This is a genomic window from Pseudoalteromonas lipolytica (assembly GCF_003515105.1).
GTDB classification, from domain to species: domain Bacteria; phylum Pseudomonadota; class Gammaproteobacteria; order Enterobacterales; family Alteromonadaceae; genus Pseudoalteromonas; species Pseudoalteromonas lipolytica.
Window position 1 is genome coordinate 586,963 of record NZ_CP032091.1, and the last position, 13,626, is coordinate 600,588.

At 45.1% G+C, this 13,626-nt stretch carries 8 protein-coding genes; 5 read left to right on the forward strand and 3 right to left on the reverse strand.

All coding sequences use genetic code 11. The annotated features are described in order from the left end of the window. Positions 1-6: 6 nt before the first annotated feature. Positions 7-1,875, reverse strand: a complete 1,869-nt coding sequence (locus D0907_RS18840; RefSeq protein ID WP_036972477.1) for a cation:proton antiporter domain-containing protein — start codon at positions 1,873-1,875, stop codon at positions 7-9. 256 nt (positions 1,876-2,131) lie between these two features. Here D0907_RS18840 and D0907_RS18845 point away from each other — a divergent pair, with 256 nt between their 5' ends. The 5 genes from D0907_RS18845 (at position 2,132) to D0907_RS18865 (ending at position 11,284) form a co-directional block, all read left to right on the forward strand. Further along, complete coding sequence (locus D0907_RS18845) at positions 2,132-2,323, forward strand: alternative ribosome-rescue factor A (protein WP_036972476.1); 192 nt, start codon at positions 2,132-2,134, stop codon at positions 2,321-2,323. Positions 2,324-2,795: 472 nt separating this feature from the next. Next, entirely contained in the window at positions 2,796-5,975 is a 3,180-nt protein-coding gene (locus D0907_RS18850) for a glycosyl hydrolase family 18 protein (protein WP_118845018.1), read from the forward strand. Positions 5,976-6,030: 55 nt separating this feature from the next. Continuing rightward, a complete protein-coding gene (locus tag D0907_RS18855) occupies positions 6,031-7,629 on the forward strand; it encodes a lytic polysaccharide monooxygenase (RefSeq protein WP_118845020.1) in 1,599 nt (532 codons plus the stop codon). Between the two features lie 65 nt (positions 7,630-7,694). Further along, on the forward strand, positions 7,695-10,328 hold the full coding sequence (locus D0907_RS18860; protein WP_118845022.1) for a glycosyl hydrolase family 18 protein: 2,634 nt from the start codon (positions 7,695-7,697) through the stop codon (positions 10,326-10,328). A gap of 203 nt (positions 10,329-10,531) precedes the next feature. Beyond that, positions 10,532-11,284, forward strand: coding sequence for a substrate-binding periplasmic protein (locus tag D0907_RS18865; protein WP_118845024.1), 753 nt, complete (start codon positions 10,532-10,534; stop codon positions 11,282-11,284). Position 11,285: 1 nt separating this feature from the next. Here the strand turns inward: D0907_RS18865 and D0907_RS18870 are convergent, their stop codons facing one another. Further along, positions 11,286-12,791: a phospholipase effector Tle1 domain-containing protein gene (locus D0907_RS18870; protein ID WP_118845026.1), complete on the reverse strand. Its 1,506-nt coding sequence runs from the start codon at positions 12,789-12,791 to the stop codon at positions 11,286-11,288. A gap of 195 nt (positions 12,792-12,986) precedes the next feature. Next, positions 12,987-13,556, reverse strand: a complete 570-nt coding sequence (locus D0907_RS18875; protein WP_036972950.1) for a manganese efflux pump MntP — start codon at positions 13,554-13,556, stop codon at positions 12,987-12,989. Positions 13,557-13,626 lie beyond the last annotated feature (70 nt).

A 13,626-nucleotide genomic window follows, 5' to 3' on the forward strand; every position in this document is an offset into this window, starting at 1 on the left:
AAGCCTTTATTGTTTTGAACTATTGGCAGCCCGTTCGCATATGTCGCGCATTCGCTGTTTAATCTCAGGCTCTTTTTCGTTGAGTAGTTTACTAATGCAGTCGATGTACGCGTGGTTTTCTTCAAATGGCACACCTATTTCGTAGGCGTCTGCGGCTAAGCGCAGCATTTCTTTGTCAAATTCGCTGAAGATATTAACCAGCTCTTGTGCTTTTTGTTGCTCAATGCCGAGTGCTTCAAATGCGCTGCGACCCATGCGAAGGGAGCTGTCGTAGGTTTCTCTGATAATGTCGCGACACCCGTATGCCCACAAGTCATAAACATGATGGCGGTCTACAGCACGCGCAACAACATGAAGGTGCGGATAGTTTTGCATTGCATAGCGAACCAGTTTGGTTATTTGCTCGGCATCATCGAGTGTAACAACTAGTAATTTTGCATTGTCTATTCCGGCGGCGCTGAGTAAGTCGGGTCTTGTTGCATCACCAAAAAAATTGCGGATCCCGACACGCTCTAATCGATCAAGCTGCTTGTAATTGTAATCAATTACGGTGGTGTTAAAGCCGCCCGCTTTTAAGATTAAATCGACAACCCCTCCAACACGACCAGAGCCAGCAATGATGACGTGGCTATCTTCAGGAAAGGTTTCTTCTCGGTGAGCTTGCTCGCCAATATAACGAGGGGCAATGAAACGTTGATACACAATGTATAATACCGGTGATAACAACATCGAGAGTGTGACAACCAATAACAGTTGGTCGGCCAAAGCCGATGGAAGCACATGATTGCCCACGCTGTAGCTTAATAGCACAAACCCAAACTCACCGGCTTGAGCAAGCCCTAGCGCCAGTAACCACAGGGCGGCTCCCTTTAAGCCAAACAGTCGCCCAAGTATTAATAACGCCGCTGTTTTAGTAAGGATCAGTATCGCCGTTAAAAGCACAATAGTCGCGAGGTTATCAGTTAATAACTGAAAATTAATACTGGCGCCAACCGTGATAAAAAAGAGCCCTAACAGTAACCCTTTGAAAGGATCGATATTGCTTTCGAGCTCGTGTTTATAGGGGGAGTTTGCAAGCACGACGCCTGCTAAAAATGTGCCCAATGCGGGTGAAAGGCCCACTAACGACATCATCAATGCTATGCCAATAACAAAAAATAGCGCCGTGGCGGTAAAGAGTTCACGAAGCCGTGCTTGTGCTACAAACCTAAAAAGTGGGGCTGTTAGATGGCTTCCGCCAAACACCACAAGCGCAATCATACCTAATGTGACTAAGGCTGCTTGCCAGCTTTCAAGCCCTGCTACGAGGCTAAGCCCTGTATGACTGTTATTGCTGGTGCTTGTTATTCCTGTTGCCAGCTCTGGTAGGGCTAATAATGGAATAAATGCGAGCATGGGAATAACCGCAATATCTTGCGTGAGTAACACGCTAAATGATGCTTGGCCGCCGTCTGATTTTAATAACCCACGCTCTGACAGGGTTTGCAGCACAATCGCCGTGGAAGAAAGCGATAAAATTAAGCCAATAGTGAGAGCTGTTTGCCACGGGTGATCCAACATCATAGCCAGTGCAGTAAATGCTGCGCTGGTTAATAAAACTTGCCCTCCGCCAAGACCTATTAGTTGTTTGCGCATTGACCACAGTGTTTTAGGTTCAAGCTCAAGACCAACAATAAACAGCATCATCACCACACCAAATTCGGCAAAATGCTGAATGGCAATTACATCCACATTTAAGGTGGTTAGCAAAGGAGAAATGGCAATACCAGCCAGTAGGTAACCCAGTACAGACCCGAGTCCCAGCTTGGTGGCTATTGGCACGGCAATAATGCCTGCAATGAGGAAAATATAGGCTATTAACAGTAAGTCAGTCATTATGATCCTGTTGTTCTTTTTGATTCTTAGTCATTATTTTTTAATAACTATGGTTGTTTTAATCAGTATTGCCAGCTGTTGGTATGTGAATGCAAATAAAAAACACGCTTAACCATAAAAATGGCAAAAATGCATGGCAGCCATTGATTTAAATTACGACAAAATAAGGGTGAAAAAAGAGCCATATTTTTAATAAAACTACTTGCGTAGCAGTATTAACGGTATACAATCGCGACACATTCATGAGGAGTAAAAAATGAGCAAAAAGAAACAAAAAAACCAAAGCCAAGTTGATATTGGCCGCGGCGTAATTAACGACAATGCCTATGCTGCATTGGTTACCTCTAAGCTGTTTCAGGCTAAAGTTGAAAAAGCTAAAAAAGGCAAAGGTGCATATCAGCGTAAGGCAAAACATGCAGGACGAGAGTCCTATTTAATCGCTGCTTAATTGAGTTGTGATCAAATAGGATTTTTTATAAAAGCAAACACCCGCTGTTTGCTTTTTTTATCTCAAACATCTTCTAAAAAAGTCACCGCGTTTACTTTTTACACAATTTTTATATATGTTTTTACAATAAAACTAATTTATTCGCTATATACCCAAAAGAGATACATTTTTTATTAACGCTATTTACCGCTATTTTCCCTCGCCAAATTCTAAATGCCTTGTAAGCCGTACGCTTCAAGGTTAAAAACTTGTTAATTTTGTGTTCATTTTTACGCTGTAGAATCGAGCAAGTTTTAGTCGCAGCTCAATAATTTTTATCAGTTTTGACAGAGATTAACGGTATTTTTTAGTAAAAATAAGAATGAATTTACCTTTATTGGGTAAATTAGAGGTTGACCTGATTGTTTTTTATGTTACTTTTAGGTTGGAAATGTAAAATAATTGTTATAACAACCTTGGGCGGAGGGAGCGAATGAGCTCACATCAATTAATAAAAAATGCCTTTAAACTAAGTGCGCTGTCACTCAGTGTATTTGGCTTTACAGCACAGGCTGCAATTGATTGCAGTAACTTAGAAGTATGGCAGCAAGGCCAAACACATGTCGGTGGCGATCAGGTGCAAGCACAAGACAGTGCCTATGAAGCTAAATGGTGGACACAGACTAACCCCGTGGAGACATCCGGTGTTGATCAAGAGTGGCGTTTATTGGGTGTTTGTGACAGCGCTGTCAGTGAGAATCAAGCACCACAAGTAACAAGCTTAAACCCTGCTGAGGGTTCTTTGTTTACCACTGGTGACAGCGTTGTCATAGGGGCTGGCGCCATTGATACTGATGGCACAGTTGCGAGTGTTGAATTTTTTGTTGATGGAACATCGGTGGCTGTTACAAGCAGTGCGCCATATTCAACAAGTTGGCAGGCAACCGTCGGAAGCCATGTAATAAGTGCGGTTGCAACGGATGAGTTAGGGCTTACATCAACAGCGGTGGCACATTCGGTGAGTGTGTCTGATGCTGTCGAACCGGGTAATCAAGCGCCGACAGCAAGCATTGAATTTAGCACTGTGGCGAGTCAAGTTACCGTGGGTACAGATATTGTATTTGCACTTTCGGGCAGTGATAGCGATGGTCAGGTGACTGGGCTTAGTTTGGCAGAAAATGACAGCGCTGTTTATCAGGCAAGTAGCGCGTCATCAAGCTATACATGGCAAGCACCGGCACTGGGTCAATTTACCTTTACGTTAACCGTGACAGACAATGAAGGCGCAACTGGCACTGCCACTCACGTTGTGAATGTGGTTGAAGCGACGCCGCCAGGTGCTGATTGTAAGCCACACGGTTTATACCAAACACCGGGTGTGAATACACCGTATTGTACAGTTTATGACAGCAATGGCCGTGAAAAAATGGGCGCTGATCATCCGCGTCGTGTGATTGGTTATTTCACTAGCTGGCGCAATGGTGCAAATGGTCAACCGAGTTATTTAGTGAATGATATTCCGTGGGACAAAATTACCCATATTAACTATGCCTTTGCGCACGTTGATGCCAATAACAAGGTGTCGATAGGCGATCCGAATGCTGCGGGCAACCCCGCAACAAATATGACTTGGCCGGGGGTAACAGGGGCCGAAATGGATCCTAGCTTTAGCTACACAGGTCACTTTAATCTACTGAATAAATTTAAAAAACAGCATCCAGATGTAAAAACATTAATCTCTGTGGGTGGCTGGGCCGAAACCGGTGGTTATTTTGGTGCAGATGGCACGCGCGTAAACAGCGGTGGTTTTTACACAATGACAACGAATGCCGATGGCTCGGTAAACCAAGCTGGTATTGATGCGTTTGCGAAAAGCGCCGTTGAATTCATTGAAACGTATGGTTTTGATGGGGTTGATATTGACTATGAATACCCATCGTCGATGAATGATTCGGGCCATCCTGATGATTTTGCTATTTCGAATGCGCGTCGAGCAGGCTTAAATGCCTCGTATCGTGTGCTGATGCAAAAATTGCGTGAAGAGCTTGATATTGCGGGTGAAAAAGCCGGTAAGCATTACCTACTCACGATTGCATCACCGTCTTCGGGTTACTTACTGCGTGGTATGGAAACTTTCCAAAGCGTGAAGTACCTAGATTACGTGAACATTATGTCGTACGACTTACATGGCGCATGGAACTCACACGTAGGTCACAACGCAGCATTGTATGACACTGGCCTTGATTCAGAGCTTGCACAATGGGGCGTGTATACAACAGCTGAGTTCGAAGGCATTGGTTACTTAAATACCGATTGGGCTGTACGTTATTTCCGTGGCGCGGTGTCTGCGGGTCGCATCAATATTGGTATTCCTTACTACACGCGTGGCTTTAAAGATGTGTCGGGTGGCACACATGGCCTGTGGGGACAAGCTGCGTTACCTGATCAATCTAACTGTGCAAAAGGTACTGGAGTCGGTGAGAAAAACCTATGCGGCAATGGTGCGCTAGGCATTGATAACCAGTGGCATGACAAGAACGATGTAGGTGAAGAAATGCCTGCAGGTTCTAATCCTTTATGGCATGCGAAAAACTTAGAAAACGGGATTAATCCGTCTTACCTTGAAATCTACGGCTTAACGCCAGATACCGACACAGATGATGTTTTAACGGGCACTTATACACGTTATTACGATGATGTTGCCGTGGCGCCTTGGTTATGGAACGCAGATAAAAAGGTGTTCTTATCAATTGAAGATGAACAGTCGATGGCAACCAAAGTTGATTACGTTATCAACAATGGCTTAGGTGGCATCATGTTCTGGGAACTGGCGGGTGACTTTGATTACGACTCGGCAAAAGGCGAGTACTTTATGGGGTCAAGTTTAACGACGCTGGCTTACGATAAGTTTAATCAAAGCGGTGTGGCATACGACACACATCAAGGCAATGTTGATTTTACCGTGCCCAGCGAAGCTGTAGATGTGAGCTTTACGGTTAAAGACTTCCCTATTGGTGATGATAACTACCCAATTTCACCGACTTTCTCATTTACTAATAACTCAAATATTGATTTAAGCGGCGCGAAAATTAGCTTTGATGTGCCGGTATCGACGTCAGCTATTTTCAAGTCGAACTGGAATGCGCAAGAAAAGCTCGGTATGGCGGTTGAGGCAAATGGCTCGAATGCTGCGGGCAACAATATTGGTGGTTATGAGAATGAATTCCATCGCTTTTCAATCACTCTTGTAAATGAGTGGGGTGGAATTGAAAAAGCCTTTAACACCGGTGAAACCGTTGATGCACAAGTCATGTATTACATGCCTATTACTGGCCCAACTAATTTCACTATTGAAAAAGAGGGCAAAACCTACGCATTTAAATACGAGTACCCAATGTTGCCTGATGCCGTGCCGGGCACCACAAATCCAGGCGGTGACAATGGTGGTGATAATGGCGGTGACACAGGGGGTAACGATGCAACGTGTGACGGTGTCGATGTCGCCAGCATTGCGGTCTATCCAAATTGGCCGCAAACAGACTGGGCTGGTAACCCAAGCCATGCCGTTGGCGGTGATCTGATGAATCACAACAATGTGATTTACGAAGCTAAGTGGTGGACAAGCACAGAGCCAGGCACATCAGCTGATTGGACTGTGAGCTGCACGCTTTAACTCAACAAAGCGGGGCACGCAATGTGCTCCGCATTTCTACAGCGAGAATACAGCAATGAAAACAACTAAATCGAAGGCATTGTCTTTATCGGCAGTGGCAACCAGCATGCTGCTTGCCTGTGCATCAAGCCACGTGAATGCCCACGGATTTTTAGAAAGCCCTAAAGCTCGCCAAGCATTTTGTCAGGCAGACGGCGGCTATTGGTGGCCCGCTGATGGTAGCGCTATTCCTAATCTTGCTTGCCGTGCAGCATTTGCAGAGGCAGGGCATGTGCAGTTTGTGCAAGATATTGAATATTCAGCGAACACGATTGATTACACCAACCTAGCAGCGGTAAAAGACAGTGTGCCCGATGGCCGTTTATGTGCGGCAGGCGACAGTGAAAAACGAGGCATGGATTTACCCTCGGCTCATTGGCAACGTACCGAGGTGGTGCCTAACGCGAATGGCGATATTTTAGTGCGTTTTTTAGCAAGTACGCCTCATAACCCAAGTTTTTGGCAGTTTTACCTGACAAAGCCTGGATTTGATAGCGCCACAGACGTTCTCACGTGGGACGATTTAGAGCTGGTTGAGGAATACGGCAATCTTGATTTTGTGATTGGTGATAATAACGACCGTTACTATGAAATGAGCGTGTCTATTCCTGCTGAGCGCAGTGGCGACGCTATTTTATATACTCGCTGGCAGCGTGATGATGCAGGTGGCGAGGGCTTTTATAACTGTAGCGATATTACCATTGTTACAGACACAGCACCGACTGATCCGAGTGAATGGTCTGCACTGACGTATTTTGTGCGCCAAGGTCAAAATGCAGAAGTGGGTGACAGTGTGTCTGCGCGTTTGTTTGATGAAACAGGGCAAGAGCTGTTTACACAACAAATGCAAGTCACCAGCGATAATCAGGCCAATTGGCAAGCAGAGTTTGCTCAGCTGCTTAATCTGAATTACAGCCATTTACTACGCATTGGTGTGCAAGATGCTGGTGGCGCAATCGCTTTTAATGCCAGCGATATATTAACCAATCAGGTGTTTGCAACAAACGCCAACTACAGTTTTGCACTGAGCGTAAAAGCCGCACCTGAAAATACTGCCCCTATTATCCATCAACCTGAAGCTATCACCCTGAATGAAAATAGCACGGCAGATGTGCACTTACATGCCTTTGACGATCAGCAAACCGCATTAACATACCGCTGGAATGTACCGGCTCCTCTTCGCTTTACTGGGGCGGGTGCCGACATCACGTTAATAGCACCAGAAGTCGATGCAGATACCTCTTTTACTGTCACTGCCTCAGTATCTGACAGCATGCTTACCAGCGAAGCCAGCTTTACGGTCACGGTACTTAATAGCAGTGTGGTTGAGCCAAACCCCGATGCGCCCGCGTGGGATAACAGCGCGCAATATAACACCGGCGATAAAGTGAGCTTTAACGGCGGGATCTACAGTGCGAAATGGTGGAACCAAGGCGCACAACCCGACAGCAGTGATGCATGGCAGCTTGAATCAGGTTCGGCATCGAGCGAATGGAACATCGGCAAAGCCTACCAAGGCGGTGACGAGGTGACCTATCAAGGACAGCGCTATCGTGCGCAGTGGTGGACTCAGGGCGATACACCGAGTACCAGCCAAGTATGGGCAAAAATCTAAAGTTTTGTAGTTCAAACTTTATCAATAACAGCAAACAGCTAAATAAAAATAGATAAGAGAGAATCATGAATATAAAACAATTAAGCGCAGCCATTGGTGTTGCATTATGTGCCAGTGCAGCGAATGCTGCACCATCGACACCGACCATTATTTGGGAACCGCAAGAGTACTCGTTTGTTGAAGTAAACCTTGAAGGAACGGGCTCGTATAAAAGCCTCGTTAAACGTGTTGATCAAGTAACGATTAACATTGAGTGGAATGCATGGAGCGGTGATGGTGGCGATAGTTACAAAGTGTATTTTGACAATATGCTGGTAAATGAAGGCCCTTTGGCTGCGGGAACTAAAAGCGGAGTGATTAGTTTCCCTTATGATAAAGCGGGTCGCCACACTTTGTATGTTGAGCTTTGTGAAGGTGGCACAACGTGCGCGCGCAGTGAAGGCAAACCCATTGTTATTGCCGACACCGACGGTGCGCACTTAGCCCCATTACCCATGGATTACGATCCAAATAATAAAGACATTGGTACAAAAGAAGGGTTGGTAACAGGGGCTTATTTCGTTGAATGGGGTATTTATGGGCGTGACTACGATGTCACAAATATTCCTGCACAAAACTTAAGTCACATTTTATATGGTTTTATTCCAATTTGTGGTCCGAATGATTCACTGACTGGAGGCCCTAAAAACGCGCTAAATACTGCGTGTGCGGGCTCAGAAGATTTCGAAGTCGTTATTCATGATCCGTGGGCGGCGATTCAAAAAGCCCTTCCGGGTGTGAGTGCAGACGATCCAATCCGTGGTACTTACTCACAATTAATGGCGCTAAAACAACGCTACCCTGATTTAAAAATATTGCCATCTGTGGGCGGTTGGACGTTATCTGACCCATTCGCATATTTTACTAATAAAGCAAACCGCGACACGTTTGTCGCATCAATGAAAGAGTTCTTAAAAACATGGAAATTCTATGATGGTGTCGATATTGACTGGGAATTCCCTGGTGGCGACGGTGCTAATCCGGCGCTAGGTGACCCAATTGCAGATGGCCCTGCTTATGTGGCATTAATGCAAGAGCTGCGAGCTATGCTTGATGAGCTTGAAGCCGAGACTGGTCGTCAATATGAGCTAACATCAGCGATTGGTGCAGGCTACGACAAAATTGAAGATGTTGATTACCAAGCAGCAAGCCAATATATGGATTACATTTTTGCTATGACGTACGATTTTTACGGCGCGTGGAGTGGAGTAACAGGCCATCAAACCGCCCTGTACTGTTCATCGCATTTCCGCCCTGGCCAATGTGATGGCACAGGTGTTGACGCCCAAGGCGTACCATACAAAGGACCTGCTTACACCACCGATAACGCAGTGCAGTTATTACTTGCGCAAAATGTTCCATCGAAGAAAATTGTTGTGGGCACAGCGATGTATGGTCGTGGTTGGGAAGGGGTTTACCCAGCAGGCACGACTATTGATGGTAACCCTATGACTGCAACAGGGGCGGGTCCTTTAAAAGGCAGCACTGCGCAAGGCGTCTGGGAAGACGGTGTTATTGATTATAAAGGCATAAAAGCACATATGATCGGCGCAGCAGGCACCGGTATTAATGGCTTTGAAGTGGGCTACGATGAGCAAGCAAAAGGCGCATATGTCTGGAATCGCTCTACAGGTAAACTGATTACGTATGACAGCCCTGCCTCTGTTATTGCAAAGGGTAACTATGTTAATCAACATGACTTAGGGGGATTATTTGCATGGGAAATCGATGCCGATAATGGTGATATCCTGAATGCGATGCACGAAGGTTTAGGTGGTGCGGTTACAGAGCCTAGCAACAGAGCGCCTGTGCTGTCAGTATCAAGCACCGTAACTGTAAACGCCGGTGAGTCTGTTTCAGTTGTTGCATCAGCAACCGATGCCGATAACGATGCACTGACTTACAGCTGGACAGCAGACGCCGCGCTGTCTGTAACGGGTGAAAACTCAAATACACTGGTTATTGCTGCGCCATCAGTGACAAGTGATGCGCAATACCTAGCAACGGTATCGGTTACCGACGGTAAAGCCGTGGTGAGCCGTAATGTAACAGTGAATGTTGTGGCGCCAAGTACGGGCGGCAATTCAGCGCCTGTCGTGGCTGCAATTTCAGATAAAACCGTTGCTGAAGATGCAAGCGTTGCGGTATCAGTGTCTGCTACAGATGCAGATAATGATGCACTTAGCTATAACTGGACAGTGCCTGCGGGCTTAACATTGGTGGGTTCAGGTGCAAATATTAGTTTGCAAGCGGGCAGCGTTGATGCAGATACAAGCTATGTTGTAACGGTAGAGGTATCTGACACACAAGCTACGACATCGGTAAGCTTCAACGTGACAGTGACTGACTCTGGCACAACAAACCCACCGGGTGGCGATACAACATGGGATGAAGCAGCCATTTATGTGGGCGGTGACACGGTAATCTATAACGGTGTTGAATATACTGCAAAATGGTGGACACAAGGAAACCGTCCTGATTTAGGTGGCCCGTGGGAAGCAAGCTCAAAACCAACAGACGGTAATGGTGATGTGGTTTGGCAAGCTGCTGGTATCTACAACGGGGGCGACCAAGTCGTTCACCAAGGTACAAAATACGAAGCGAAGTGGTGGACTCAAGGAGAAGAGCCAGGCGTTGTGGATGTATGGAAAGCACTTTAAACCTACCTAGCTACATGTAGTGTATTTTATTAAAATGTGATTTCCCTACAAAGCAGCCTTCGGGCTGCTTTTTTAGTGTCTAATCTCTAACTTTTCCTTATTTTAATTGCTCACTTTCCTCCTCGCTTAGTTTTTGTGTTTCACCTATTATGAACCATACTAAAAGAGTGATGAGTTTAGGCTCTTAAACTACAGGTGTGTTGATGACGATGAAAGTGCTTTTCTTATTGGTTTTTGCTGCGTTAAGCACTGAAGCGTTTAGCTGCGATAGGGTTTTAAAAGTTGGGGTGAGCCAATCGTGGCGACCCTATGTTTTTAGCCAAAATGATCAGCTCACCGGGATTGATATAGAGATTACTGACTTGGTGTTAAAGGAAGCGGGGTTTTGCAGTCAATTTATTGTAATGCCTTCGTCAAAACGTGGATTTGCTGAATTAAAACATGGCACTGTTGATTTACTTCCCGCAGCCAGCTACAGCCAACAGCGAGATGGTTTTAGTACTTTTTCAGTGCCTTATCGTAACGAAGTTATGCGTCTTTTTTGGTATCCGCACAGCCATTTAGAATCACAAGACTTAAAAGGCTTACTCGACCATAAACAAACTATTCTTACCAATAGCGGCAGTTATTATGGCGATGAATTGACACGTTTAAGTGCGAATAAAAAATATAAAGATCAGTTTGTTACTGTCCCATCATTACGACAGCGTTTAGCAATGCTGGTGGCCAAACGCGTTGATTTTTTTATTGACGATGAACTAGCAGGCTTAAGCTTGATTCAACAACATCAGGCTAACAACGTAAAAATTCATCCGTATATTATTAATAACGATTATATTTATTTTATGCTAAGCGACTTGAGCCTCTCCGAGGAGGAACGACAGGCTATTAACCACGCGATTCAATTCAACAAGCAAGCAATAACCGATATAATCAGTTCCTATAAAACACAGTGAGTTAGCCTAACCGCGTAACACGCAACTTGATACGTCCGGCATTGGCACCATAAAAACGATTTAAGTCATTCGCAAATGGGCAAAACTCGCCTGACTTTGTAATGCGAATATCGGCACCTTCAGCAATTTCAAATAAATGCTCATCGTTGTCATCAATCGCGCCAATAAGTGCAAACCACTGTGCATGCGCTAAGCGTCTAAATGGCTCAAGCACAGCCATGGGAATTTCTTTTACACCTAATTGCACGTTATCACGATGCCAACCCGCGGGGCCGCAACTAATGCCATCGTCATACCAAGTTTGATCAGGATAAGGCGTAAACCGATAGGTCGCCCCTTGCGCTAACATTAATCCGGTGTGGTTATATTTTTCGGCGCCATAAACAAATACATCTTTACTTTGACCAATACTGAGTACGGTCATGTTTTGTTTATCAAGCGCAATATGTGGGCTTAAGCCGTTGAAGGTTAAGCGGCTTTCATCATTGTAGAGCACATCATACGTAAGGCTTTTTAGCGACTCAGGACGATAACTGGTTAAACGGTTAATACGCTCTGCCACGGTGTAATGAATTGTGGGAGGATGTTCACTTTGCTCATTATCAACCAATACGCAGCACTCTCGGTCAACAAGCTTAAATAAAGGATTAAACCAAAAGTAATTTTGTTGGTGACTAAGCGCCAACGGATCGGGGGTGACAGTGACATCGTCTTGGGCAATTAAATTACGGTGCTCATCGGGCAATAAGCTATGGTAATTAATATCAGCACTGGTCAGAAGGTTAAGTGAAATTGTTTGTTCTATTAACCACTCAATAGCATAACGCAGACAAATGTCGGCTAAGCCATCACGGTAATACCCGCCACCCACGTCAGAGTGTGCGCCCGCAAACCATACCTCTTCTACATGAGGCGCTTTGTTTATGAGTGTTGGCTCAAACGCGCGGCGCTTTTCATCCAGCGCAACACAATGCAGGGCTGCGTTAATATTACTGGCTAGGGTGTAGTTTTCAAAAATAACGTGTTCAGCGCCACGTGTTGCTTTGGTCACTTTTGAAAAACCAATGGATGCCACGGTATCAAATACGCATAAAAAAACATTGTCGCTTATTAAGGGCTCAAGGCATTTTGCAAAACGCCTTGCCAATGCTGCACCACGACTAAAACCCGTTAGCAAAACCCGATCACCCACAGCGTAATATTGTTTAAAGTCGTTTATTGCGCGGTTTAAAATACTGGCGACATCGTCGCCTCTTGGGGCTAATGCTTGATTGAATAAACGTCTGAAGCGGCTTCCTTGAGTGCCTATGCCTTGATAATAAAAACTAAGTTGGCTTGGGAATGGCGTTTCGGGTTCACTGTTGAGTGTGCCGCCAAATAACAAGTGAAGTTTAAGAATATTGGAAATACTGGCGTCTTCTTTGAAATGAGCGGCACTAAATTGTTCTGCATCACGTGGCTCACTGCCTGTGCCATCAAAGTTGAAAATCAGCGTTTTAGGGGTCATAGCGTCATTCCTTTAGTGGTTTGTCATAACATACAAGGCATTTATTAAAATTTGAAGACAAATTATGCGTGATGGCACTCTTTTTATATCAGGCTTTTTATATCAGGCTTTTTATGAGAACACAGAAGACAGGAGAGAGATTTGGGCAAGGTGTGTGGTTAACCTTGCCCAAAATAGCCGTTTGAACAGCTAAAATTAAGCGTAAGTGTGGCTGTATAGAATGCCTGAGCCAATTAAGATAAGGGCAATACCGCCAATGGCTTCAGCTTTTTTGCCAACCCAGCCACTCATCACATTCCCCAGTAATGAGCCGATAGTCACCATTACGGTTGTGGCGAGACCTATCATTGCGGCAGCAACATAGATATTAACTTTCATAAACGCAAGGCTTATGCCCACGGTCATTGCATCAATACTGGTGCCTACTGCGGTCAGCAGGGTTGCCATTAATGAGCGCTTATTGCTTGGCACTTCGTCGGCGTCGTCATCGTCGTCTTTACGACTTTCAATGATCATGTGTATGCCAAGGCCCACCAATAATACAAACGCAATCCAGTGATCATAGGCTTCAACGTACTCGGCACCCGCACTGCCAATTAACCAACCTAAAACAGGGGCAATTGCTTCAATGCAGCCAAAAATTAAACCTAATTTAATGGCACTAAGAATACGTGGGTTTTTAAGTGAACTGCCTTTGGTGATTGATGCAGCAAACGCGTCGGTTGACATTGCAAGCGACAATACGCTGAGAGTAATAATATTCAATTTTTGCGCCCCACAAAAAGTGCGCATTATACGCGTATAAGCCGTAAACAGGTAGAGTAATTTACGGCTT

What these genes read in the sequence shown, in the direction of transcription:
- D0907_RS18840 (WP_036972477.1), bottom strand. Translation starts at nt 1,875, where the DNA reads ATGACTGACTTACTGTTAATAGCCTATATTTTCCTCATTGCAGGCATT.
- D0907_RS18845 (WP_036972476.1), top strand. Translation starts at nt 2,132, where the DNA reads ATGAGCAAAAAGAAACAAAAAAACCAAAGCCAAGTTGATATTGGCCGC.
- D0907_RS18850 (WP_118845018.1), top strand. Translation starts at nt 2,796, where the DNA reads ATGAGCTCACATCAATTAATAAAAAATGCCTTTAAACTAAGTGCGCTG.
- D0907_RS18855 (WP_118845020.1), top strand. Translation starts at nt 6,031, where the DNA reads ATGAAAACAACTAAATCGAAGGCATTGTCTTTATCGGCAGTGGCAACC.
- D0907_RS18860 (WP_118845022.1), top strand. Translation starts at nt 7,695, where the DNA reads ATGAATATAAAACAATTAAGCGCAGCCATTGGTGTTGCATTATGTGCC.
- D0907_RS18865 (WP_118845024.1), top strand. Translation starts at nt 10,532, where the DNA reads ATGACGATGAAAGTGCTTTTCTTATTGGTTTTTGCTGCGTTAAGCACT.
- D0907_RS18870 (WP_118845026.1), bottom strand. Translation starts at nt 12,791, where the DNA reads ATGACCCCTAAAACGCTGATTTTCAACTTTGATGGCACAGGCAGTGAG.